Below are 24303 nucleotides of genomic sequence, written 5' to 3'. Positions count from 1 at the left end.
GAGCGTGTGCCGGCCTTCCGGCAGGGCTTTGGCGGCAGACAGGCGGGGCGGGCGACGTGGTCGGGTACGAGGGTCGGGCGGGCGGCAGGGCGGCGGCGCGTGCCGCGGGCCGCGCCGGCGACCGGCCGGGCGGCGGAGTGCCGGGCGTGCTCTGGGTGCCTGCGGTCATCGCCATCGCATTCCTCGTTCTGCCGCTGGTCGCCCTCCTCGCGAGGGCGCCATGGGGCAGCATCCCGGAGCAGCTGTTCACGCCCGTGGTCGGTGACGCCCTGCGGCTCTCGCTGCTCAGCGCGCTCGCCGCGACCGTCCTGTGCGTGCTGTTCGGGGTTCCGCTCGCGTGGGTGCTCGTGCGCTCCTCCGACTGGGCCAGCCCGGTCTTCCGCCGGGTGTTGCGCGCCCTCGTGCTCGTGCCGCTCGTGCTGCCGCCCGTCGTCGGCGGAGTCGCCCTGCTGCTGCTGCTCGGCCGGCGTGGCCTGGCCGGCCAGTACCTGTACGACTGGTTCGGCGTCTCCATCCCGTTCACGACGACCGCGGTCGTGCTGGCGCAGACCTTCGTCGCGATGCCCTTCCTCGTGCTCGCCGTCGAGGGAGCGCTCCGCGGCGCCGACCGACGCTACGAGGATGCCGCCGCCACCCTGGGTGCGTCCCGCTGGCTGATCTTCCGACGGGTGACGCTCCCGCTCGTGGCCCCCGGAGTGAGCGCCGGCGCCGTGCTCTGTTTCGCCCGCGCCCTCGGCGAGTTCGGCGCGACCATCACCTTCGCCGGCAGCTTCCCCGGCGTCACCCAGACCATGCCGATCTCCGCCTACCTCGCGCTCCAGTCCAATCCGGACGGCGCGATCGTGCTCTCGCTCGCGTTGCTGGCCGTCTCCCTGGTCGTGCTCGTCAGCCTGCGTGACCGGTGGGTCGGGGTCGGCACATGAGCCTCCCGGCGCAGGCAGGTCTCCCGCGCGATCCGGCGGCGGCTGCGGCGGCCGCGGATGCTTCGCTGCAGGCCGAGGTCGTGGTCGAGCGGAACGGCTTCCGGCTGGACGTCTCGCTCGCGGTGCCATCCGGCGGAGTGCTCGCCGTCCTCGGTCCCAACGGCGCCGGGAAGACCACGCTCCTGCGGGCGCTCGCCGGGCTGATCGTGCCCGGCACGGGACGGGTGCGGGTCGGCGACCGGATCCTCGATGACACGGCCGCCGGCATCCACGTCGACCCGGAGCACCGCGGAATCGGCGTCGTGTTCCAGGACTACCTGCTGTTCCCCCACCTGAGCGCCCTGGAAAACGTGGCGTTCGGCCCGCGCGCACACGGCGTGCCGGCGCGGACGGCCAGGGAGCTCGGCCTGGCCTGGCTGGCGCGTGTCGGGATCGCCGACCGGGCCGGGGCCCTGCCGGCGGCGTTGTCCGGCGGGCAGTCCCAGCGCGCCGCCCTCGCCCGCGCGCTCGTACTCGAACCCGCCGTGCTGCTGCTCGACGAGCCGCTCGCCGCGCTCGATGCGGCCACCCGGATGGACGTTCGCGCGGACCTCGCCGGCTACCTTCGCGAGTTCGGCGGCGCGACGGTGCTCGTCACCCACGACCCGCTCGACGCGCTCATCCTCGCGGACGAGATCATCGTCCTGGAGGCCGGCGTGGTGACCCAGCGCGGCACCCCGCAGGAGGTCTCCCGGGCCCCGCGCACCGACTACGTCGCCCGCCTGGTCGGCCAGAACCTGCTCCGGGCAACCAGTGTGCGCGGGCTGGCCGGCGGCGGGTCGGCGGTGACCCTGGCCGGCGGGCTCGAGGTGTCGAGCGCCGACGATCCGTCAGCGGCCGGGGTGCTCGCGCCGCTCCCGGACCAGGCTGCCGAGGGCCAGACGACCCCCGCGGCCGTGTTCTCGCCCTCGGCGGTCTTCGTGCACAGTGCCAGGCCCGGGGCGGGGTCGCCCCGGAACGTCTGGCCAGCCCGGGTCGCCGGGATCGAGCAGCACGCGGCAATCGTGCGCATCCGTTGCCTGACCGAACTCGGCGGCCACACGGTGCTCGCGGACATCACCCCCGCGGCGATGGGCGAGTTGCGGCTGCGGCCGGGCGACGAGGTCTGGCTCAGCGTCAAGGCCGTCGAGGTGCACCTGACCGCCACGGCCTGATCTCCGCCAACCGTGGCCGCAGCGGACAACTGTTGCCGGCACACCGGCCACAGTCGTCCGCTTGGGGAACAGTTGCCGGGCGACGGTCGAGCGGCTATTCGACCCGCACCGTGACCTCGTCACGTCCGGTCGCGCCGTCGGGGGCCACGGGGCGGCGGGCCGACGTCTGCACGAGGCCGTCGGCATCCGTCGCGCGCACCCGCAGCGTGTGCTCGCCCGCCGGGGCGTCCCAATCCCATTTCCACTGCCGCCAGGTGTCGGCCGAGATCGCGTCGGCGAGGACCGCCTCGGCCCAGTCGCCCTCATCCACCTGCACCTCGACCGCACGGATGCCGGTGTGCTGCGCCCAGGCGACCCCGGCGACGGTGATCCGTCCGGGTGACAGCGGGGCGCCCGCCCTGGGCACGTCGATGCGCGAGGACAGCTTGATCGGCCCGCGCTCGGACCAGCCGCGCGTGGACCAGTAGGCCACCTCCCGGTCGAACCGGGTGACCTTGAGCTCAACCACCCACTTCGTGGCCGAGACGTAGCCGTAGAGGCCGGGCACGACCATCCGCACCGGGTAGCCGTGCTCCAGCGGCAGCGCGACCCCGTTCATGCCCACGGCGAGGATGGCGTTGCGGTCGTCCGTGAGCGCCTCGAGCGGTGTGCTCGCGGTCCAGCCGTCCTGGCTGCGGGAGAGCACCATGTCGGCGTCACCGGTGGGTTTGGCCCTGGCGAGCAGCTTCCGGATCGGGTAGCCGAGCCAGGTCGCGTTGCCGATCAGGTCGCCACCGACCTCGTTCGACACGCAGGCGAGGGTCGTGGTGCTCTCTTCGAGCGGCAGCGCCAGCAGCTCGGCGAAGTCGATCTCCACCTCGTTCTCGACCAGCCCGGTGATCTTCAGCCTCCACTGGGACGCATCGATCCGCGGCACCTGCAGGGCCGTGTCGATCCGGTAGAAGGATTCGTTGGGGGTGATCAGGGACGCCACGCCGGGGACGTCGAGGGATGCGCCGGCCGGGATGGCAGCGGCCGGCACCGCGGGCGCGGGGAGGGTGAGCCGGGCCCTGGCGGCATCCGCTGCCCGGCTCCCTGCCTGGCGGAGTTGCCCGCCGGCGGCCGCGAGGATGCCGATACCGGCGGTGGCGCCGGTCCAGGTGAGGAAGCGCCGGCGGTCGAGCGCTCCTGCCGTCGCGCCAGGGTCGGGCCGCGAGTCGGGCCGCGGGTCGGGGCCCAGCCGAGGCCGCGGGGTGCGGACGCGGAGCAGGCCGACGAGGGCCGTGAGGAGAACGGCGGTGGCCACCATGGCGACCACCGCGGGCAGGGCGTCGATGGGCCCGGCCTGAGCCCGGGTGACGGCCGCGAAGACCGCCAGGCTGCCGAACGCGATGACGATGACCCGGCCCGTGGGCGGCCGCCGGTGCTCCAGCACGCCGGCAAGGGCGGCGAGAACGGCGGCGGCGAGCCCGACGCAGGCGATCAGCACGGCCTTGTCGGCCGTGCCGAACAGGCTGATCACCAGGTCCTTGAGCCACGCCGGGGAGAGGTCGATGATCAGCGCGCCGATCACCAGCAGCGGGCCGGCGTCGGGGGCGAACAGGCCGGCGGCCAGCTCGGCGAGGCCAAGGCCGCCGAGCGCGGCTGCCACGCCGGCGAGCGCAGAGCGCCAGGTGCGGGACCGGGCAGAGCGCGCGTCGCGGGAGACCATGCGCCCAGCATAGGATCACCGCCGCAGAGTTTCCCGGGCGAGCGCCGTCCGAGTGTCCCGCGGCCCGCCGCCCGCCCCGCGCCCCGCGCCGAGAATCGCCTTTTCTGCCGAGACTCGCCATTGCAACGGCGACTCTCGGCAGGAACGGCGACTCTCGGCAGGAACGGCGACTCGGCGACGGGGCCGGCGCTAGTGCTCCCGGCGGGCCAGGGCGATCGCGGCTTCCGGTGTGGCCACCCGGAAGCTGAAGGTCTCCTCGAGATACAGGTGCACGTGGTCGTCGTCGTGGTGGTCGTAGCCGACGGCGATGTCCTGCCCGGATTCGAACAGGAAGTCCCCGCCCCGAAGGCTCAGGACAATTCCGCCGTGCACGCCGGGCGCCCAGATCACCGGGCCGTCCAGGATCATCCGCACATGCTCGACGAGGGGGTTGCCGTCGTCGGCGGCCCGGGCGATGGCCGTGTGGTCCGCCGGCCCGACGGCCAGGGCGTAGGGCCCCTTCACGCCGCTCCGGAGCAGGATCTCGACCGCGTCGGCGATCCGGCTCGGGTAGTCCTCGAAGTCCTCCACCCGTGGCACCTCCGGATGCGGCGTGGCCTCGGTGATGCCGACGATGCCCATCGCCGCCCAGCCGTGGAACACGGCCGTGTTCTCGAGCCGGGCCATCCGGGCGACGGCGTTGTCGAGGCCAGTCAGGTCGGTGTCGACGGCGCCCCGGTCGTAGTCCAGCAGCGCCTCCCTGGGCACCGCGAACTCGGTGCGCACCTCGGTCAGCGGCAGCACCGCGCGCCGGAGGCCGGTGACCCCGCCGACCGGGGAATCCGCGGCCCCCTCGGTGGAGCCAAGGCTCGTCGCCGAATACGTCCAGCCGTGTGGGCCGTCGAAATCGACGACTCGGCGGGCGCCGAGCGGCACGCCCAACCGCTCCCTCGCCTCGGAGTCGATCAGCGCCCAGCCTCGGTCGGAGATCGGTGCGAGGCGGCGCAGCAGGTGGTCCATGCTCATGATTCCAGTCCCTTCAGGCTTCCGATTCCGAGCGAGGGGTCCGGGTCCTCCGACCGGCCCGAGGTGTCCCGTCCGGCGGTAGCCGCGGCCTCCGCGCTCTCGCCGTTCTCCACGATGTCCCCGTCCCGGAACAGGATGCCGCGGGCGATTTCGCGCCAGAGCGGCGTCCGGCGCAGGAGGAACTCCAGGTCCATGCAGAAGTGTTTGAACTCCTCGCCCAGCGAGTCGTTCATGATCGCGCGAGCGGCGGCATCCGGCTCGAGCGAAATGCGCTGCTCGTACCAGCCGATTGCCTCGGCCTCCTCGGTGAGGTTCGCGCACATCCGGGCGAAGGTCCGCGTCTCGGCGGACAGCTCCCCGGCCGGCTCGTGGTACTGGTCGAAACCCATCAAGGCTCCTCCTTCGGCGGCGGCCCTCGGGTCCACGGCGGCGACGTCCGGGCGACGTCGCTGTCGAGGATACGCCCGGGCCGTTCCCCCGCAATGGCCGCGGCGGACCGGCCCGGCCGAACGTCCCGGGTCGCCTTGATGCACCCCCCCGTTCGGGGCTATCGTGCCCTGTGTCCAGTCGATTGACGAAGGGGTTACACCATGCTCGGTCCAATAGAAATAGTCGTCATTGCGTTCCCCGGGAACCAGTTCAAGGGCGAGATCCTGCCGGCAATCAGCGACCTTGTCGATTCGGACACGATCAGCATTGTTGACGCACTGTTTGTTCGGAAGGACGCGGACGGCGCAGTCGAATACACCGAATTCGAAGAACTCGGCGAAAATGCGGACGCTGCCTTCCTGACCGAGGTCATCGACCACATAGAGGGACTCATCTCCGACGAGGATGTCGACGAGCTGGCGGAGGGCCTGGAGAACGACAGTTCCGCCGCGGTCCTGGCCTTCGAGCACACCTGGGTCAAACCCCTCCGCGACGCCATCGTCGGTGCCGGCGGTGCGCTCCTGGAGAGCGTGCGCATTCCCGGGGTCGTCGTCGAAGAAGTACTCGCAGCGCTCGTCGATGCCGAAATCGACCTCGAAGCCGAAGCCGACGCCGGGGCCGAGCTCACAGCGGGGACCACCACCAAGGCCGGCGCAGACACCGACTAGGTGCCCGGCCGAACGAAGGGACGAGGAAATGCCACGACGAATGGGCCGACCCGGCCTGATTGGAACGATGGCCCACACGGCCGTCGTTGCCGGAACGGCGACCGCCGTAGCGGGGGGTGTCAACAGGCGGCAGCAGGCCCGGGCGCAGTCCAAGGAAGAAGAGGCCCAGCGGGCCGCCTGGCAGCAACAGCAGTACGAGCAGCAGCAGCAGCAGGCGCCCGCGCCGGAGGCCGCACCGGCCGCGCCGGAGGCCGCACCGGCCGCGAACGACCTGACCGCGCAGCTTCAGCAATTGTCCAGCCTGAAGACGGCGGGCGTCATCAGCGAGGCGGAGTTCTCCGCGGCGAAGGCGAAACTGCTCGGGATCTGACCGGCTCGGGCTTGTCCGGGCTTTGCCTTGTCCGGGCTCGGGCTTGTCCGGGCTTTGCGGGCTATGCGGGCTTCCCTGGCCTCACGGGCCTTCGCGAGAGTCTCTGGTCTCGCCGGGTCACCTTGTTCTGTGCGGCCTCGATTTTCATCAGGGCGCGCGCCTCCGCGACGTCGCCCATCATCGGCCGCCACCAGAGCGCGTGCGTATCGGAGTCGACGAGAATCATGCGCACGAGCAGCGTGAGCGGTGTTGCCAGGAGAGCGCCGATCGGCCCGATGATCGCCGCCCAGAGCAGCACGGACACGAAGGTCAGGGTCTGGCTGATGGCCACCACGTTGCTCACGACACGCGTCTGGATGGCCCCCTGCACGATGGAGTTCACCAGGGTGTACACGACGATCACCGACAGCGCGGTCTCCCAGCCGCCGGCGAGGAATCCGAAGAAGACGGGCGGGATGATGGCGAGCAGATATCCGACGTTCGGGATGAAGCTGCAGACGAACGAGAGCAGCCCCCAGAGGAAGGCGCCTGGAACACCGAGGATCACCAGGGCGGCTCCGTTGAGGACGCCCTGGACGAGCCCGAGCGCCGTGGTCGCGACCATGTAACGGCGGACACTGCGTGCGTAGATCTTGATCGACGCCACCATGCTCGGACGGGACGGCTCCAGCTGCCGCAGCAGGGTGGGCATGTAGCTGGCGTCCATGGCCATCAGCAGCAGCGTGGTGAAGATGATGACCAGCGTCCCGGTGAGCCCGGCGACGCTCCCGAGGACCTCGGAGACGAACTCGACGATGTGGGTCGGATCGAAACCGGAGGCGATGGCGTCGACTTCGTCGGCCCCGACGCCGAAGTCGCTGAGCGCGGACTTGACCGACTGGCCGATCCCGGCCAGGTCGTCGGAGTACTCCTGCAGCAGCGAGGCGAACTCCGCGAGGGCGAGGAGGAGGGCGAACATGAAGGCGGCCAGCACCAGGAGAACCGCCGTGGCGACGGATCCCGTGGCCAGGCCGCGGGTCGCCCCCTGGCGCTCCAGGGCGCTGCGGAGAGGGTGAACGCAGATGGTCAGGATGAGGGAGAGCAGCACCGGGGCGGCGATGGAACGGATGGACGACAGCCCGATTGCGACGACCGTTGCGCCGGCCAGGCCGAGCAGGATGGCCGTGCCGCGAGGAAAGACCCGTGCGGAAGCATCATCGCTCTCGCTCTCGCTCTCGCTCTCGCTCTCGCTCTCGCTCTCGCTCTCGCTCTCGGTCTCGGTCTCGGTCTCGCCCACGGCCTGGCCGGGCTCGGCCGGCGGCACCGGCTCGGGCGGAACATCCGGCCCCGGTTCGACGGGGGTCCTGCGTCGGAACCATCGCATGACTTGTCCCTCCACCGCGATGACGTGCTCCTCGCGAATCCAGACCGGTCGGGGCGGGCGGTATAGCGCGCCGGGTGCAGCGGCGAAGCGGGGGAGTGCCGGGATAGGGCAGGATCGAAGGATCATGGCAACCCTCACCGCCCTCCCGCACGTCACCGATCCCGACGTCCTGTTCGAGGCGTTCGAGTTGTGGGCGGGGCAGCAGGACCTCACGCTGTACCCGGCGCAGGAGGAGGCGCTGATCGAGATCGTCTCCGGGGTGAACCTCATCCTGAGCACCCCCACCGGAACCGGCAAGTCGCTCGTGGCCGTCGGAGCGCACTTCGCGGCCCTCTCCGCCGGCAAGCGCAGCTTCTACACCGCGCCGATCAAGGCCCTGGTGAGCGAGAAGTTCTTCGCCCTGGTCGACATCTTCGGCGCCGAAAACGTCGGGATGATGACGGGCGACTCCTCGGTCAACTCCGATGCGCCGATCATCTGCTGCACCGCCGAGATCCTCGCCAACCTGGCCCTGCGCGGCGGCGAGGACACCCAGGTCGACCAGGTCGTGATGGACGAGTTCCACTTCTACGGCGACCCCGACCGCGGCTGGGCCTGGCAGGTGCCGCTGCTGCTGTTGCCGCGGGTGCAGTTCGTGCTCATGTCGGCAACGCTCGGCGACGTCACCGACATCGCCGACGACCTCAGCCGCCGCACCGGCCGGGACACCTCCGTCGTCACCGGCGTCGAACGCCCGGTCCCGCTCCACTTCTACTACGAGACCACTCCCGTGCACGAGACGGTCGAGGACCTGCTCAAGACCGGCCAGGCGCCCGTCTACGTCGTGCACTTCTCCCAGGCCGCCGCCCTCGAACGTGCGCAGGCGCTGAGCAGCGTCAAGGTGGCCACCAAGGAGCAGAAGGATGCGATCGCCGAGCTGATCGGCGAGTTCCGGTTCACGACGAGCTTCGGCAAGACTCTCTCCCGGTTCATCCGGATGGGCATCGGCGTGCACCACGCCGGCATGCTGCCCAAGTACCGGCGGCTGGTCGAGCAGCTCGCCCAGCGCGGGCTGCTGCGGGTCATCTGCGGCACCGACACCCTCGGCGTCGGCATCAACGTGCCCATTCGCACCGTGCTGTTCACGGCGCTGACCAAGTACGACGGCACCCGGATGCGCCAGCTCAACGCCCGCGAGTTCCACCAGATCGCCGGCAGGGCCGGGCGAGCCGGCTACGACACGGCCGGGACCGTCGTCGTGCAGGCGCCCGACCACGAGACCGAGAACCTCAAGGCCGTGGAGAAGGCCGGCGACGACCCCAAGAAGAAGCGCAAGATCATCCGCAAGAAGGCGCCGGAGGGCTTCGTGTCCTGGGGCGAACCGTCGTTCCGCCGGCTCGTCGACGCCGAGCCGGAGACGCTCACCTCGAGCATGCAGATGACCGCGGCCATGCTGATCAACGTGATCGCGCGCGGCGGCGACGCGTTCGCGAACGTGCACGCGCTCGTGTTCGACAACCACGAGCCGTGGAAGCGCCAGCTCGCCCTCGCCAGGCGGGCGCTGGGCATCTACAAGACGCTCCGGCAGGCCGGGATCGTCGAGCAGAGCGCGAGCGGTGACATCCGCCTGACCGTCGACCTGCAGGCGAACTTCGCGCTCAACCAGCCCCTGTCGCCGTTCGCGCTCGCCGCGTTCGACCTGCTCGACCAGGAGGCGCCGACCTACTCGCTTGACATGATCTCGATCGTCGAGGCGACCCTCGACGACCCGCGCCCGGTGCTCAGCGGCCAGCAGTTCGCGGCGCGCGGCGAGGCCGTCGCCGAGATGAAGCGGGAGGGCATCGAGTACGACCAGCGGATGGAGCTGCTCGAGGAGATCACCTATCCCAAGCCGCTCGAGGAGCTGCTCGGCTACGCCTTCGAGACGTACAAGCAGTCGCAGCCGTGGATCGCCGACTTCGCGCTCAGCCCGAAGACCGTCGTGCGGGACATGTACGAGCGGGCCATGTCGTTCGGCGAGTTCATCGCCTTTTACAAGCTCGCCCGCAGCGAGGGGGTCGTGCTGCGCTACCTCTCCGACGCGTACCGCGCCGCACGGCAGACGATCCCGGATGAGGCCAAAACCGAGGACCTCCTCGACCTGATCGAATGGCTCGGCGAGCTCGTGCGCCAGGTCGACTCGAGCCTGCTCGACGAGTGGGAGGAGCTCATCCACCCCAATCTCGCCGCGCACGAGGCGAACGCGCACGCCGTCGTGCCGCCGGCGCCGCACCGGCTCACCACCAACGTTCGGGCCTTCCGGATCCTCGTGCGCAACGAACTGTTCCGCCGGGTGCAGCTGGCCGCGCTCGAGCACTACGACGAGCTCGGCGACCTCGACGGCGCGCACGGCTTCACCGCCGACACGTGGGCGGATGCCATGGACGGCTACTTCGCCGACCACGACGAGGTGCTCACCGGCGCAAACGCGCGCGGCTCCGGGCTGCTCATCCTCGAGGAGGGCGCATCCGTCTGGACCGCGAGGCAGATCCTCGACGACCCGGCCGGGGACCACGACTGGGGGATCAGCGCGACCGTCGACCTGGCCGACTCCGACGAACAGGGCTTCGCGGTCATCCGGGTGACCGGGGTCAACCGGCTCTAGCGGGCGGCGGGGTCATCTGTGGCCGAATCGGACAACTGTTGCCGGTGTGCGGGCAACAGTCGTCCGTTACGGGAACAGTCAGCGGGCGGCGGGCTCCTCGGCGGGGACGGCCGCCGCCGGACCGCTCGGCAGGCGCCGCATCCCGGTGAGCGGGGAGAAGGCCACGAACGTGCAGCTCAGCAGCGAGCCGGCCAGCGCGATCCACAGGGTGGGCACGATGCCGATCGTCCCGCCGATCGCTCCGCTCAGCAGGGAGGCGATCGGCATGACGCCCCAGACGAAGAATCGGATGGACGCGTTCATCCGGCCGAGCAGGCGCGGCGGGCAGAGGCGCTGGCGGAGGGTCACCTGGGTGATGTTGTAGACCAGCACCGTGAACGCGATCACGAATTCGGCGGCGACCAGGACGACCAGGGAGGCCGGCGCGGCCAGGAACGAGGCAATCGGGAAGAGGGCGAAGGCGACGGCGCCGAGCAGCGCGGACAGGGTGATGATCGTTCCCTCGCCGATCCAGGCGGCCAGCCGCGGTGTCGCCAGGGCGCCGAGCAGGCCGCCGACCGCGCCGACCGAGAACAGGATGCCGAGGCCGGCGGCGCCGAGGTCGAGGTCACGCAGCACATAGAGCGGGAGCAGCGTGAGGCCCAGCGTGGCGAAGAAGTTGGAGCTGGCCGTCGTCGCCGCGATGCTGCGGATCAGCGGCTGGCTCCAGACGAAGCGCACGCCCTCCTTGATCTCCCGCGGCAGGGATTGGCGCTGAGCGCGGTCGGCGGGGACCTCGCCGTCCCGGATCCGCCCCAGCATGACGGCCGAGACCAGGTAGGAGAGCGCGTCGATGAGCAGCAGCACGGGGGCGCTGACGACCGTGAGGAGCAGCCCGGCGAGACCCGGGCCGGCGATCCGGGAGACCTGCGAGGTCGCCTCCAGCGTGGAGTTCGCCTGCCCCACCTGCTCCGAGCTGACCAGGATGGGGATGTAGCTCTGGTAGGACACGTCGAAGAAGACCGTCGCGGCGCCCATCACGGCGGCGACGAGGTAGAGGTGCCAGATCTCCAGGGCGCCCGCGAACCAGAGCAGGGGGATGGCGGCCAGCGTCACGGCCCGCACGAGGTCGGCGGCGATCATCACCCGGCGTTTGAGCCAGCGGTCGACCCAGGCGCCGGCGGGCAGCCCGACGACGAGGAACGCGGCCGTGCCGGCCGCGTTCAGCACGCCCATCTCCCACTCGACCGCGCCGAGCAGGGTGACCGCCAGGAAGGGGAGAGCCAGCGAGGTGAACTGCACCCCGAGCACGCTGATGCCCTCCGCTCCCCAGAGCCAGAGGAACCTGCGGTCGCGGTGCACGTTGGGCGGCGTCATCCGGCCATACTCCCACCCGGGATCCTCGATCCGGGGAACCTTGAGGGTACGTTGGTGCCATGCCTCAGCACACATCCACGGCGGCCCCGATCCGCACCGGCATCATCGGCTTCGGAACCTCGGGGCGGGTCTTCCACGCCCCGTTCATCTCCTCGAACCCGGAGTTCTCGCTCGACCTGATCGTGACCGGCAACCCGGAGCGGCGCATGCAGGCGATCCACGGCTACCCGCGCGCGGAGGTTTTGGCCGCCCCCGGCGACCTGTTCGACCGGGTCGACGACCTCGACCTCGTCGTGATCGGTTCGCCCTCCGGGACGCACGTCGACCTGGCCCACGCCGCCCTCGATGCCGGCCTGGCCGTGGTCGTCGACAAGCCGTTCTCGGTGACCCCGGAGCAGGGACGCGGGGTGATCGAGAAGGCCGAAAGGCTGGGACTGCTGCTGACCGTCTTCCAGAACCGGCGCTGGGACGGCGACTTCCTCACCCTCCGAGCGCTCCTGGCGGCCGGTGCCCTGGGCACGGTGCGACGGTTCGAGTCACGGTTCGAATGGTGGAAGCCCGAGCAGGCCAAGTCGTGGAAGGCCACGGCGACTGCGGCCGAGGGCGGCGGCGTGCTCTACGACCTGGGCGCGCACCTCATCGACCAGGCCATGCTGCTGTTCGGCCCGGTCGACGACGTCTATGCCGAGGTCCTCACCCGACGCGAGGGAGGCGCCGCCGACGACGACACGTTCGTCGCCCTGCACCACGGCTCCGGCGTGCACTCCCACCTGTCGATGAACGCGATGGCCGCGCAGGTGGGGCCGCGGTTCCACGTGCTCGGCTCCACGGCCGGCTACACGAAGTGGGGCCTGGACGGTCAGGAGAGCGCGCTCCGCGCGGGGATGCTGCCGACCGACGACGGCTACGGCCTCGAGCCGGAAGAGACCTGGGGCGCCCTCGGGGTGGAGGGAGCCGGGCAGGCCGGCGCCCTGAGGCGCGTGCCGACCGAGCGCGGAAGCTACGACGCGTTCTACGCGGGCCTGGCGGATGCCCTGCTGCGCGGCGGGCCCGTGCCGGTCAAGCCGCGCGACGCCCTGCATGTCATCGACGTGATCGAACGGGTGCACCGCCTGGCCGGCTGATTCGGCCGGGCGAGCCGGCCAGGCGGTCGGCCTCAGCTTCCGGAACCGGTGTCGCCGGTGTCGTCCGCGTCGTCGTCGTCCTGCCCGGGACCGTGCCCGGGACCCCGCCCGGTTTCGGTGCCCGTGATGGCGAACGACTTGTCGAGCTTCACCGTGGCCCGGGTTCCGTCGGACTGGATGATGTGGGCCTCGTAGGCGGCGCCCTCCGCGTCGTTCTCCACCCGCTGGATCTCGGCATCCGGGTACTTCGCCGTGACCGCCGCGGTCACCCTGGCGGCCGTGTCCCCGGTGAGGAGAGCTTCGGTCTTGCCGTTGGCGCCCACGTGGCCGCCCTTGCTCTCGTCCCGGTCGGGCCGGGTGCCATCGTGGTCGCCGGGCCCGGAACGCTCGCCCGGCGCCGACGTCGAGGTGTCGCTCGGGGTGTCCGTGGCCGCCGACGCCGACGTGATGAACGACGCACCGATCGCGCCGCCCAGGAGCATGGAGCCCACGATCGAGGCGCCGACCGCCGTCTTCTGTCTCTTGTTCATGTGCTGTCTCCTTCGTCGGCCGCCCCGGGGATTCGGGACGCGCCTTCTCTCGTGACTCCACAGTGCGGGGACGAGCTATCGACGACGTATGGCGAACCTGAAAATCAGCTGGGTATCGGTGAGCCCGGCAACCGCCGGCCGGCAGGGGCCAGCGGGTCAGGCCACCGTCACCGCGAGGGGCGCGTTCTCGTCCGCGGTCCACTCCTGGAGCGACCCGTCGAAGATGGCGACGTCGCCGTGCCCGGCCAGGGTCAGCGCGAGGGCGCTCGCCGAGGCCGCGATCCCGGCGCCGCAGTAGGTGACCACACGGCCGCCGGATGCCGCGGCGGGGGCGACGCGCGCCCGCAGCTCGTCGCCGCGGAGGAACGCGTTCGTGGCGCGGTCGACGAGGCGACCGGCGGGCAGGCTCACGCTGCCCGGGATGTGGCCCAGGCGCGGGCGCGCCCCGGCCTCGCCCGAGAACTCCGCGGCGGGCAGCGAGCAGACGAGGGAGGCATCCGTGTCGCCGGCCAGGACCGATTCGACGAACGCCTTGTCGACCCACAGCTCGGGGCGCGGCGTGGCCTCGAACCGGCGCCCGGGACGCGCCGCCACGTGGCCGGTCCGGAGGGGACGCTGCTCGGCCTTCCACTTGGTCAGGCCGCCGTCGAGCACGGAGACGTTGTCGTAGCCGAAGGAGCGGAACAGCCACCAGATGCGGGACGCCCACTGGCCGACCGACCCGTCGTAGACGACGACCCGGGTCTGGTTGTCGATGCCGACGGATGTCGCGGCTCGCTCGAACTGGTCGGCGCTCGGCCGGGCGAAGTCGAAGTCCCCGTCGGGGTCGGAGAACACGTCGAGCAGGTTGGCGAAGATCGCGCCGGGCAGGTGGCCGCCGACGAGGTACTGGTCGTAACCGCTCAGCCAGCGCAGTCCGCCGCCGGGCGCCGAGACCTGGAGGACGGTCGCATCGAGCAGCACGAGGTCATCGGCGCCGTGGTGGTCGGTGAGCCACTGGGTGGAGACGAGGAGCGAGGACGTTGCCGGGGAGGGGAGGGCTGGGGAAGACATGCGGCAACGCTAGCCGGGCGCCCCGGCCAGCACCCGGACGCGCGCAACAGGAGGTAACGCGGAGCGTTCGTTACCGCTGGGCCTTCCAGTCGAGGTTGATGATCTGCTTGATGTAGATGTTCTCGCCCAGCCCCGGCACGGACGGGTTCATCTTGAGCATCAGCTGCACCGGGACGTTGAAGCGCTGAGCGATGTCGAAGAAGGAATCGCCCTCGACGACGGTGTAGGTGAGGAGGGCGCCGCTTCCGGACGCCGTCGTCGACCCGCGGGCACCGGGCGTGGACCCGTGGTCCTCGGCCGGCCCCTGGGGCAGGGGCTCAGGTTCGGCGTTCGGGGTCAGGGTGGGCACCTGGGGATTCGGCACGAGGGGAGCCTCGGCGATCGGCGTCGGCGTGGGTGTCGCGGTGGGCGTCGGCGTTGGCCTGGGCGTCGGGGTGACCGTGGCGGTGACGGTGACGGCCGGCGTCGGTGCGGCGGCGCATCCGGTCAGGCCGATGAGCAGGACCGCGGCGGCGGTTGCACCGCAGGCGCGGCCCAGGAATGTATGGCTGATGATGTCGACCCCCCGGTTAACCTCTCTACTGAGAGCGCCCGCGCGCGCACTGGCGCGGAGACTGAACCAGTCTAGGACCCCGGGCGAGTCACGCGTCTGCCCCCGTTAGGGGTCAGCGCTCGTCAGGGGTCAGCGCTCGTCAGGGGTCAGCGCTCGTCAGGGGTCAGCGCTCGTCAGGGGTCAGCGCTCGTCAGGGGTCAATACTTGTCGGGGTCAGCGCTCGTCAGGGGTCAATACTTGTCGGGGTCAGCGCTTGTCAGGGTCAGCACTCGATGACGTTGACCGCGAGGCCGCCCTCGCTGGTCTCCTTGTACTTCGTCATCATGTCGAGGCCGGTCTGGCGCATGGTTTCGATCACCGTGTCGAGCGAAACGAGGTGGGTGCCGTCGCCGTGCAGCGCGAGCCGGGCGGCCGACACCGCCGTCGACGAGGCGATCGCATTGCGTTCGATGCAGGGCACCTGGACGAGTCCGCCGACCGGGTCGCAGGTGAGCCCGAGGTGGTGCTCCATCGCGATTTCGGCGGCGTTCTCGACCTGCCGCGGAGTACCGCCGAGCACGGCGCAGAGAGCGCCGGAGGCCATGGCGCAGGCGGAGCCGACCTCGGCCTGGCATCCGCCCTCGGCCCCGGAGATCGAGGCATTCGCCTTGACCAGCGAGCCGATTGCGACCGCGGTCAGCAGGTAGCGGCGGATGCCCTCGGCGTTGGCACCAGGGACGAACTTCAGGTAGTAGTGGCCGACGGCCGGGATGATGCCGGCCGCGCCGTTGGTAGGCGCCGTGACGACCCGGCCGCCGGCGGCGTTCTCCTCGTTGACGGCCAGCGCGAAGGCGTGCAGCCACTCGGTCGAGGTGTCGCGATCGCGCTGCGGGAGACCGTCATATTCCTCGAGGCGCATGCGAACCTTGGCGGCGCGCCGTTTGACGCCGAGACCGCCGGGAAGCGTGCCGTCGCCGGCCAGCCCGGCCTCCACGCAGGTGTGCATGGCGTCCCAGATGGCGTCGAGTCCGGCGTCGAGTCCCTCGGCGCCGTGGATGGCTTCCTCGTTGGCGCGGGCGACGTCGCAGATGCCGATGTCGAACGCGTCGCAGAGGCTGAGCAGCTCGTCGCTCGAGGCGTAGGGCAGCGGCTGGGCGACGGTGGCGGCCGGACGGATCGGGTCGCCGTCGCGGCGGATGAAGCCGCCGCCGATCGAGTAATACGTCTCCTCGAACAGGGGCAGGGCATCCGATTCGCCCCACGCCCGGAGGGTGAGCGCGTTCGGGTGGCCGGGCAGACGGGTGCGCGGCTCGAAGGTCACGTCGGTCTTGCCGATCGGGATCTCGTGCGTGCCGAGCAGGCGCAGGGTCGCCCCGTCCGGCAGTTTCGACCAGGCGAACCGCACGTCGTCCGGGTCGCAGCTTTCGGGCCGGAAGCCGGCGAGCCCGGCCAGGACGGCGTCGGGCGTGCCGTGGCCGAGGCCGGTGGCTCCGAGCGAACCGTAGAGTGAACAGGTGATCCGGCGCACCTCCGGGAGGTACCCGCTCTCCTCGAGGTTGTCGGCGAAGGTGCGGGCGGCCTTCATCGGGCCAACCGTATGGGAACTGGATGGACCGATGCCGATGGAGAAAAGGTCGAGAGCCGAGACGTACGCTGTCACGCCCCCCATGTTACGGGGCCCGTCGCGCATAAATCGTGCGCGGATCGCTCGTTCTCGCCCCATTCCTCCCCGCGAAACCGCAGTTATGCGCGTTATTCGGCCGTCAGAACGCGCACAACTGCGTTTTCGCGGGGGGTGGGGGGTGGGCTAACGGATGGTTTTGCGGGCGGTGATCTGGCCGGTGTCGAAGCCGAGCAGGTGCAGGCCCCCGTTGAAGCGGGCGTGCTCGATCTTGATGCAGCGGTCCATCACTACGGTGAGCCCCTTCGACTCGCCGTACTCTGCGGCATCCTGGTTCCAGATGCCCAGCTGCACCCAGATCGTCGGGGCGCCGGACGCGACGACGTCGTCGATGACCGCCGGGATGTCGCTGCCGCGCCGGAAGACCACCACGATGTCGGGCACTTCGGGCAGCGAGGCCAGGTCGGGGTAGGCCTTCTCGCCGAGGATCGTGTCGGCGTTCGGGTTCACGAAGTAGACGGTGTAGTCGCTCGACTGCTGCAGGTAGGTGCCGACGAAATAGCTCGAGCGGGCGGGGTTCGGCGACGCGCCGACGATGGCGACGGACTTTGCCGCGCGCAGGATCTTCAGCCGCGCCTTGGCGTCGGGTCCGATCCAGGTGCGCTGCGAGTGCAGCAGCTTCGCCAGCGGGGAGTCGGCCGGGACGTCGCAGCTCAGGCCGTTGGCCAGCTGCACGGTCTCGGTGACGCCGGGCGCGGCATCCGCCTGGGTGGCAGCCGGGGTGATGGCGTCCGGGTCGGTGATGGTGGTCGCGGTGCTCATTTGCTTCCTCCCACGGCCTGGGCGAGGGCCTGGTCGAGATCGTAGATGATGTCGTCAACGTCTTCGATGCCCACGCTAATCCGCACGCCGCCGGGCTGCACGCCAGCGTCGACCAGTTGCTGCGCGGTGAGCTGCGCGTGGGTGGTCGAGGCCGGATGAATCACCAGCGTCTTCGCGTCGCCGATGTTGGCGAGGTGGCTGGCCAGGTTGACCGAGTCGATGAAGGTCCGCCCGGCGTCGCGGCCGCCGACGACGTCGAAGGTGAAGACCGAGCCGGGGCCCTTGGGCAGGTACTTGAGTCCGCGCTCGTAGTGCGGGTGGCTCGGCAGCCCGGCCCAGTTGACGGAGGCGACGCGCGGGTCGGCCTCGAGCCATTCGGCGACCGCGCGGGCGTTGTCGACGTGCGCCTGCATGCGGAACGGCAGCGTCTCGACGCCCTGCGCGAGCAGGAACGCGGAGTGCGGGGCGAGGGTCGGCCCGATGTCGCGCAGCTGCTCGGCGCGGAGGCGGGTGAGGAACGCGTACTCGCCGAAGTTGCCCGACCACTGCAGGCCGCCGTAGCTCGGCACCGGCTCGCCGAACAGCGGGAACTTGTCGCTGTGCCAGTGGAAACGGCCGCTCTCGACGACCACGCCGCCGAGGGTGGTGCCGTGCCCGCCGAGGAACTTCGTCGCCGAGTGGATGACGACGTCGGCGCCCCACTCGAACGGGCGGGTCAGGTAGGGCGTGGCGACGGTCGAGTCGATGATCAGCGGGATGCCGGCGGCGTGCGCCACCTCGGCGAGCCCCTCGATGTCGGCGATCTCGCCGGACGGGTTCGCGACGGTTTCGGCGAAGATCAGCTTGGTCTTGTCGGTGATCGCCGCGGCGTAGTCGGCGGGGTCCGAGCTCCGCACGAACGTCGTGTCGATGCCGAAGCGGCGCAGGGTCACGTCGAGCTGGGTGATCGAGCCGCCGTACAGGTTGGCGCTCGAGACGATGTGGTCGCCGGAGCCGGCCAGGCTGGCGAAGGTGATGTACTGCGCGGACAGGCCGCTCGCCGTGGCGACGGCGCCGAGGCCGCCCTCCAGGCTGGCGATCCGTTCCTCGAACGCAGCGACCGTGGGGTTGGCCAGGCGGGAGTAAACGTTGCCGTACTTCTGCAGGGCGAAGCGGGCCGCGGCATCCGCGGTGTCGTCGAAGACGAAGGCGCTCGTCTGGTAGATCGGCAGCGCGCGGGCGCCGGTCACCGCATCGGGGATGTTCCCGGCGTGGATTGCCCGGGTCTTGAAGCCGTACTCGCGATCTGCCATGGCCTCACGCTACCGAAACGGTCGAGCGCGGGCGCGGCGGCGTGTAACAGGGCGAAACGGATGCCCGGCGCGGGCTGCGCTGGCGACGCGGGCCGTGCGCCGCTGCGCGCGAGCTCCGCCACCCGCAAAGCGGCGCAGTTCGGGCGCGGCTCGCGCGCGGCCACAGCTTCAGCCCGGCTTCGACCCCGGCCGCGGCCGCCGCGTGCGGCAGGATGTTCCCATGGCAGACAAACTCGACACGGTGGTGATCGGCGGCGGGGCGATGGGCTCGGCGACGGCCTGGCAGCTCGCCCGGCGGGGGCGCTCGGTGCTGCTGCTGGAGCGCTTCGAGCCCGGGCACGCCAACGGCGCCTCCCATGGCGCGTCCCGCAATTTCAACACGGCCTACGCCGAGCCCAGCTACGTCGCGATGCTCGCCGAGGCGCTGCCGCTCTGGCGGGAGCTCGAGGCGGAGACCGGATCCCGGCTGCTCGATCAGGTCGGGATCGTCAACCATGGCCCCAACCCGAGCTTCGACGGGGTCGCCGACGCGCTCCACGGGGCGGGGCTCGGGGCCGAGTTCCTGATGCCGGAGGCGGCGGGGGAGCGCTGGCCGGGCATCCGTTTCGACGGCCGGGTGCTGCACACGCCCGACGCCGGCCGGCTGAACGCGGATGCCTCGGTGGCCGCCCTGCAGGCCGCCGCCGTCGCCGCGGGCGCCGAGGTCCGGCACGGCACGCGCGTGCTAAGGCTCGAGGTGCTCGGCGACGACCACGTGCGCGTCACCACCGAGACCGGTGTGCTCGACGCCCGCCGGGCGGTCGTGACGGTCGGCGCCTGGACCACCGGACTGCTCGCCGGCGTGCTGCCGGTGCCGCGCCTGGTCGTCAGCCAGGAGCAACCCGCGCACTTCGCTCTGCGCGACGGGTCGCCGGACGCGGCCGCCCGCGCCGCCGTGGACTGGCCGGGCTTCAACCACGCCTTCGACCCCGCCGACCCGCGCTACGACCACTGGTATTCGCCGGTCTACGGCATGTACACGCCCGGGCAGGGGGTCAAGGCCGGCTGGCACGGCGTCGGCCCGGTCACCGATCCGGATGCCCGGACCTTCACCCCGGAACCGGTGCAACTGGCCGCGCTGCAGAGGTATGTGCGCGACTGGCTGCCCGGCGCCGACCCCGACGCGCTCGAGCCGATCAGCTGCACGTACACGACCACCGCCGACGAGGACTTCGTGCTCGACCGCGTCGGCCCGGTCGTCGTCGGCGCCGGCTTCAGCGGCCACGGCTTCAAGTTCACCCCGTCGGTCGGGCGGATCCTCGCCGACCTCGCCACGGGCGCCGGCCCCGCGCCGGCCCGGTTCGCGCTGTCCCGGCTGCCGAACCCCGGCCTCGGCGGCTGGCTCGCCCACCGCTGACCGGCCTGCGCGCGCTGGTTGCCCCGTCGTCCGCTTTCAGTTGCGGACAAAGCACCTTCAATTCCGCGATGAAGGTACTTTCTCCGCGACTCAGCCGGACGGTTCGCTTGATGGGCGCGACGGTGAGGCGGCGGTGCGGCGCTAGGCGAGGTGCACGGCGCCGAACGCGAGCAGGGCGATCAGGGCCCAGGACAGCAGGCCGACGAGCAGCGACCGCCCGCCGGTCCGGACGAGTTCGCCGAGTCGCACGGCCGAGCCGAGCGCGAACAGCGCCATCGCCAGGAGCGCGGTCTGCAGCGTGTCCGCGCCGCCGACGACCGCGGCGGGCAGCGGCAGGAAGGTGCGCACGAGCACGGCGGCGATAAAGCCGGCCACGAACAGCGGAACGAGCGGCGGGCGCCTGCTCGCGGCGGCGTTGGCGGCGTCGCCGGACCCGCTGAGGGGTCGCAAATCGACCTTCCCGGGGCCAACGAAGGTCGATATGCGACCCCTCACGGGCTCGCCGGAGGCGACCGGGAACCGGCCACGCTCCCTGATCGCGACGACGGCCACGAGCGGCGCGAGCATGAGCACGCGGGTGAGCTTGATCACGACGGCGACGGCGAGGGCGGCCGACCCGGCCACCTGGGCGGTCGCGACGACCTGGCCCACGTCGTGCACGCCGGCGCCGACCCAGTGCCCGAATTGCAGGTCGCTCAGTCCGAGCGGATGCCACAGCGCCGGCAGCACCGCGATCGCCAGGGTCCCGCACAGGGTCACCAGGGCGATCGGCACGGCACTCTCTTCGTCCTTCGCCCTGACCACGCCGCTCATCGCGCCGATCGCGGAGGCGCCGCAGACCGAGAAGCCGGTGGCGATGAGCAGCGGCTGGTGCCCGGGCAGCCCGAGCCGGCGTCCGAGCCAGAGCGTGCCGACGAAGGTGAACAGCACGATGCCGACGGTGCTGATGATGGCCACCCAGCCCAGCCCGGCGATGTCGACGAGGCTGAGCTTCAGGCCGAGCAGGACGATGCCGATGCGCATCAGGCGGGTTGACGCCACGGCGAGCCCGGGGGCCAGCACGCCGGTCAGCGCCGGCCGGGCGAACGGGAGCTGGGCGGCGATGATGCCGAGGGCGACGGCCGCGGTGAGCAGCGGAACCGTCGGGACGAGCGAGTGGATGCCCCAGGCCGCCAGCGCGGCGGCGGCCGCGGCGAGCACGCCCGGCAGCCACATGGCCCCAGCCTATAAGGCCGCATGCCCGCCCCTGGCCAGCGGGCCCGGCCAGCGCGCCCGGCCACTGTGCCCCGCCCACCGCGCCCGCCCACATGGCCCTGCCCGCCGAGCCGCCCACCGAGTCCGGCCAGCGCCCCCGCCCAACGAGAAAGGCCGCCTCCCCGGAGGGAAGCGGCCTGGCTCTGGTGCGGCGCCGCGGCGGCGCCGTCACGCTCGTCTAACGGTGGTGGAACCGGGCGACCATGGGGCAGTCGAACGGGTCACGGGCCGCCAGGCCGACCTTGTTCAGGTAGGCGATGACGATGCCGTACGACTCGAGGATCGACGTCTCCGTGTAGAGGATGTTGTGCGATTCGCAGTATTCCTTGGTGATTTCCTGCGCCTTGCGGAGGTGCGGCCTGGCCATGTTCGGGAACAGGTGGTGCTCGACCTGGTAGTTGAGGCCACCCATGAACGTGTCCATGACCGTGCCGCCGCGGATGTTGCGCGAGGTGAGCACCTGGCGACGCAGGAAGTCGACCTTGCTGTCGTGCGGCAGCATCGGCATGCCCTTGTGGTTGGGCGCGAAGGAGGCGCCCATGTACACGCCGAACACGGCGAGCTGCACGCCGACGAAGGCGAACGCCATGCCCAGCGGCAGGAAGTAGAAGATCACGGCGAGGTAGGCCACGATGCGGGTGGTGAGCATCGAGATCTCGAGCCAGCGCTTGTCGACCTTCTTGCGGCCGAAGACCGTCTTGAAGCCGTGGATGTGCAGGTTGATGCCTTCGAGCATGAGCAGCGGGAAGAACGCGTAACCCTGCTTGCGGGTGAGGAACGAGGTGATCCAGTTGACCTTCGCGGCGTCTTCCTCGCGAAAGACGATCACGTCCGGTTCGATGTCCGGGTCCTTGCCGATGACGTTGGGCTGCGCGTGGTGGCGGCTGTGCTTGTTCATCCACCAGGCGTAGCTGATGCCGACGAAGAGGTTCGCGAGGATGCGGCCGGCGCGGTCGTTCGCGGGGCCGGACTCGAACACCTGGCGGTGCGAGGCCTCATGGGCCAGGAACGCGAACTGGGTGAGGATGATGCCGAGCACGCCGGCGATGATCAGCTGGAACCAGCTGTGGCCGAGCAGGACGAAACCGGTGATGGCTCCGCCGAGGGCAACCATGAGGATCGAGAAGACCAGCCAGTAGAAACCGGTGGCCCGCTTCAGCAGCCCCAGGTTGCGCACGGTGTGCAGGAGCGACGAATACTCGGTCGTGGGGTTCTTGGTGTCGCCACCCCGGCGGGTCTTGAGGATGCGCACCGTAGGTGCGGCAATTGCTTCCGACATAGGGCCTTTGTTTGTATCTTGACTTCCCAGCCGCGGATTGAGCAATTACTCGCAGAACAGATACCGATCATTCTACGGGAGCCGACGCCGGAAACGGGGTGAACTCACACTGGATTCCCAGTCGCTATATGCCCGTGGAGGCATATGTCCGCTCGGCGCGGGGGTCCGAATCAACGCCAGCTGGGCAGCCAAATATGCAGCTGCCAGAACAGGAACGGCGTCTGGGATCCGGTCCACAGGGGATAGAAAAAGACGCTCACGAGGGCGGCCACGGCGAGGAAAATGAGCACGATCCGGATGCCCGCCAACCGAAGCCGTGCCGCCCGCTCCTCGTCCGCCACCGGACCGACCCGCTCGGCGTCCGCCACGGGAGCCCCCGGTTCGCCGAGCAGCAACCCGATGACGAAGGTCAGCCCGAGCAGCAGGTACGGTTCGAACGCGATCGTGTAGAACTGGAAGACCGTGCGGTTCAGGTACATCAGCCAGGGAAGGTAGCCGGCGGCCAGGCCGGTCAGGATGAGGCCGACCCGCCACTCGCGGTACCGGGCCAGCCGGTACACGAGGTAGACGGCGGCAAGGGTGGCCGCCCACCAGATGATCGGATTGGCGATCCCGGTGATCGCCTCGGCGCAACTGGCGAACCCGCATCCGTTCTCGCCGAGGGCAGAGGAGCGGAAGTACATGCTCGTCGGCCGGATCATGAACAGCCAGGTGAGCGGATTCGCCTGGTAAGGATGGGGTGTTTCGACGTTCACGTGGTAGCTGTAGGCGGCCACCTGGTAATGCCAGAAGCTCTGCAGCGGGAGCGGCACCCAGGAGAACGCTCCCGTCCACGCATTCCCGGCGGTTTCGGCCCAGTCCCGGTAGTACCCGCCCCGGGTGACGAACCAGCCGGTCCAGGACGCCAGGAACGTGGCGGCCGCGACCGGGACCATCAGCAGGAAGTTCGCCGGGGCCTGCTTGAGCAGGGCCGCGCTCAGCCAGAACGGCACGCCGGCCCGGCGTCGGGCGAGGGCGTCGACGACCACGACGTAGACGCCGAATGCGGCGAGGAAGTAGAAGCCCGACCACTTGACCGAGCTGGCCAGCCCGAACGCGAGGCCGGCCGCGAGCAGCCAGGGCCGCCACCAGAGCGTCGGTCCCCAGGCCGGCTCCCGGCCGGCCTCCCGGCGCCGGGCCAGCCGGGCGGCCAGCCGGGCCGAGTGCCAGTCCCGGTCGAGCAACACCGCGCCGAAGCCGAGCAGCGCGAAGAGCATCACCGAGTTGTCGAGAAGGGCGACCCGCGACATCACGATCGCGTTCCCGTCGATGGCCAGGAGGAACCCGGCGATCACCGCGAGCAGGGTGGAGCCGAACAGCCGGCGGGCGATGAGCATCAGCAGCGCGACCGCGAGTACGCCGATCAGGGCGGTCACGATGCGCCAACCCCAGCTGCTGTCGGCGCCCCACAAGGCCATGCCGAGGGCGATCAGCCACTTGCCGAGCGGCGGATGCACGACGAACGACGGATCCGAGAGGAACACGTTCGTCTGCCCGGCGGCGAAGAGAGCGTCGGCCTTGTCCGGCCAGCTCGACTCGTAGCCGTTGTTGAACAGTGACCAGGCATCCTTCACGTAGAAGGTCTCGTCGAAGACGAGCTCGTGCGGGTGCCCCAGGTTCCAGAGTCGCAGGATCGCGGCCAGGACGATGACGGCGAGAGGCCCGGCCCAGCGGAACCAGCGGCTAGTAGCGAGCACCTGACCATCGTAGTGATTGGGCCGCACGAAGCCGCGGCGGCTGC

General features: G+C 70.7%; 21 protein-coding genes. 7 read left to right on the top strand and 14 right to left on the bottom strand.

The window, feature by feature from the left end; genetic code table 11:
* Window positions 1–137 precede the first annotated feature (137 nt).
* Both E3O23_RS08325 and E3O23_RS08320 read left to right on the top strand, forming a co-directional pair.
* Window positions 138–923 (top strand): ABC transporter permease, encoded by a 786-nt coding sequence (locus E3O23_RS08325; protein ID WP_198415166.1) that lies wholly within the window; start codon window positions 138–140, stop codon window positions 921–923.
* Window positions 920–2116, top strand: coding sequence for an ABC transporter ATP-binding protein (locus tag E3O23_RS08320; protein WP_134489999.1), 1197 nt, complete (start codon window positions 920–922; stop codon window positions 2114–2116). Before E3O23_RS08325 ends, E3O23_RS08320 begins: the two co-directional genes overlap by 4 nt.
* A 94-nt stretch (window positions 2117–2210) precedes the next feature.
* Here the strand turns inward: E3O23_RS08320 and E3O23_RS08315 are convergent, their stop codons facing one another.
* The 3 genes from E3O23_RS08315 to E3O23_RS08305 form a co-directional block, all read right to left on the bottom strand.
* On the bottom strand, window positions 2211–3806 hold the full coding sequence (locus E3O23_RS08315) for a molybdopterin-dependent oxidoreductase (RefSeq protein ID WP_134489997.1): 1596 nt from the start codon (window positions 3804–3806) through the stop codon (window positions 2211–2213).
* 189 nt (window positions 3807–3995) lie between these two features.
* Window positions 3996–4811 carry a family 1 encapsulin nanocompartment shell protein gene (locus E3O23_RS08310; RefSeq protein WP_198415164.1) on the bottom strand — a complete coding sequence of 272 codons (816 nt, stop codon included), beginning with the start codon at window positions 4809–4811 and terminating at the stop codon, window positions 3996–3998.
* A complete protein-coding gene (locus tag E3O23_RS08305; RefSeq protein WP_241983388.1) occupies window positions 4808–5200 on the bottom strand; it encodes a ferritin family protein in 393 nt (130 codons plus the stop codon). Before E3O23_RS08305 ends, E3O23_RS08310 begins: the two co-directional genes overlap by 4 nt.
* A 201-nt stretch (window positions 5201–5401) precedes the next feature.
* On the opposite strand from E3O23_RS08305, the gene E3O23_RS08300 reads away from it, so the two are divergent.
* Window positions 5402–5908, top strand: a complete 507-nt coding sequence (locus E3O23_RS08300) for a DUF6325 family protein (RefSeq protein WP_134489995.1) — start codon at window positions 5402–5404, stop codon at window positions 5906–5908.
* Between the two features lie 28 nt (window positions 5909–5936).
* Window positions 5937–6278 (top strand): SHOCT domain-containing protein, encoded by a 342-nt coding sequence (locus E3O23_RS08295; RefSeq protein WP_134489993.1) that lies wholly within the window; start codon window positions 5937–5939, stop codon window positions 6276–6278.
* 61 nt (window positions 6279–6339) lie between these two features.
* Here the strand turns inward: E3O23_RS08295 and E3O23_RS08290 are convergent, their stop codons facing one another.
* Window positions 6340–7641 (bottom strand): AI-2E family transporter, encoded by a 1302-nt coding sequence (locus E3O23_RS08290; protein WP_134489991.1) that lies wholly within the window; start codon window positions 7639–7641, stop codon window positions 6340–6342.
* A 124-nt stretch (window positions 7642–7765) separates the two neighbouring features.
* On the opposite strand from E3O23_RS08290, the gene E3O23_RS08285 reads away from it, so the two are divergent.
* On the top strand, window positions 7766–10264 hold the full coding sequence (locus tag E3O23_RS08285; protein ID WP_134489989.1) for a DEAD/DEAH box helicase: 2499 nt from the start codon (window positions 7766–7768) through the stop codon (window positions 10262–10264).
* Window positions 10265–10342: 78 nt separating this feature from the next.
* Here E3O23_RS08285 and E3O23_RS08280 read toward each other — a convergent pair whose 3' ends face one another.
* Entirely contained in the window at window positions 10343–11620 is a 1278-nt protein-coding gene (locus E3O23_RS08280) for an MFS transporter (RefSeq protein WP_134489987.1), read from the bottom strand.
* A 59-nt stretch (window positions 11621–11679) separates the two neighbouring features.
* Here E3O23_RS08280 and E3O23_RS08275 point away from each other — a divergent pair, with 59 nt between their 5' ends.
* Window positions 11680–12744: a Gfo/Idh/MocA family protein gene (locus E3O23_RS08275; RefSeq protein ID WP_134489985.1), complete on the top strand. Its 1065-nt coding sequence runs from the start codon at window positions 11680–11682 to the stop codon at window positions 12742–12744.
* Between the two features lie 32 nt (window positions 12745–12776).
* Here the strand turns inward: E3O23_RS08275 and E3O23_RS08270 are convergent, their stop codons facing one another.
* The 6 genes from E3O23_RS08270 to E3O23_RS08245 form a co-directional block, all read right to left on the bottom strand.
* Window positions 12777–13274 (bottom strand): hypothetical protein, encoded by a 498-nt coding sequence (locus E3O23_RS08270; protein ID WP_134489983.1) that lies wholly within the window; start codon window positions 13272–13274, stop codon window positions 12777–12779.
* 156 nt (window positions 13275–13430) lie between these two features.
* A complete protein-coding gene (locus E3O23_RS08265) occupies window positions 13431–14327 on the bottom strand; it encodes a sulfurtransferase (protein ID WP_134489981.1) in 897 nt (298 codons plus the stop codon).
* A gap of 70 nt (window positions 14328–14397) precedes the next feature.
* Complete coding sequence (locus E3O23_RS08260) at window positions 14398–14691, bottom strand: LysM peptidoglycan-binding domain-containing protein (RefSeq protein ID WP_166790455.1); 294 nt, start codon at window positions 14689–14691, stop codon at window positions 14398–14400.
* Between the two features lie 451 nt (window positions 14692–15142).
* On the bottom strand, window positions 15143–16519 hold the full coding sequence (locus E3O23_RS08255) for an L-serine ammonia-lyase (RefSeq protein WP_134489977.1): 1377 nt from the start codon (window positions 16517–16519) through the stop codon (window positions 15143–15145).
* Window positions 16520–16666: 147 nt separating this feature from the next.
* The gene (locus E3O23_RS08250; protein ID WP_241983387.1) at window positions 16667–17167 is read right to left on the bottom strand and encodes a CoA-binding protein; all 501 of its coding nucleotides are present in this window, start codon (window positions 17165–17167) and stop codon (window positions 16667–16669) included.
* A 131-nt stretch (window positions 17168–17298) separates the two neighbouring features.
* On the bottom strand, window positions 17299–18594 hold the full coding sequence (locus E3O23_RS08245; RefSeq protein ID WP_134489973.1) for an O-acetylhomoserine aminocarboxypropyltransferase/cysteine synthase family protein: 1296 nt from the start codon (window positions 18592–18594) through the stop codon (window positions 17299–17301).
* A gap of 220 nt (window positions 18595–18814) precedes the next feature.
* Between E3O23_RS08245 and E3O23_RS08240 the strand changes: the two genes are divergently transcribed.
* Window positions 18815–19990 carry an FAD-dependent oxidoreductase gene (locus tag E3O23_RS08240; RefSeq protein WP_134489971.1) on the top strand — a complete coding sequence of 392 codons (1176 nt, stop codon included), beginning with the start codon at window positions 18815–18817 and terminating at the stop codon, window positions 19988–19990.
* 141 nt (window positions 19991–20131) lie between these two features.
* On the opposite strand, the gene E3O23_RS08235 is transcribed toward E3O23_RS08240, so the two are convergent.
* The 3 genes from E3O23_RS08235 to E3O23_RS08225 form a co-directional block, all read right to left on the bottom strand.
* Window positions 20132–21205 carry a YeiH family protein gene (locus E3O23_RS08235; RefSeq protein ID WP_134489969.1) on the bottom strand — a complete coding sequence of 358 codons (1074 nt, stop codon included), beginning with the start codon at window positions 21203–21205 and terminating at the stop codon, window positions 20132–20134.
* 217 nt (window positions 21206–21422) lie between these two features.
* Entirely contained in the window at window positions 21423–22523 is a 1101-nt protein-coding gene (locus E3O23_RS08230) for a fatty acid desaturase family protein (protein ID WP_134489967.1), read from the bottom strand.
* Window positions 22524–22693: 170 nt separating this feature from the next.
* On the bottom strand, window positions 22694–24259 hold the full coding sequence (locus E3O23_RS08225; protein ID WP_241983386.1) for a dolichyl-phosphate-mannose--protein mannosyltransferase: 1566 nt from the start codon (window positions 24257–24259) through the stop codon (window positions 22694–22696).
* Between the last annotated feature and the right edge of the window lie 44 nt (window positions 24260–24303).

It is taken from the genome of Cryobacterium tagatosivorans (genome assembly GCF_004402215.1).
GTDB lineage: Bacteria > Actinomycetota > Actinomycetes > Actinomycetales > Microbacteriaceae > Cryobacterium > Cryobacterium tagatosivorans.
The sequence above is the reverse complement of the archived record's forward strand: the minus strand, read 5'-3'. Positions and strand labels throughout refer to the sequence as shown.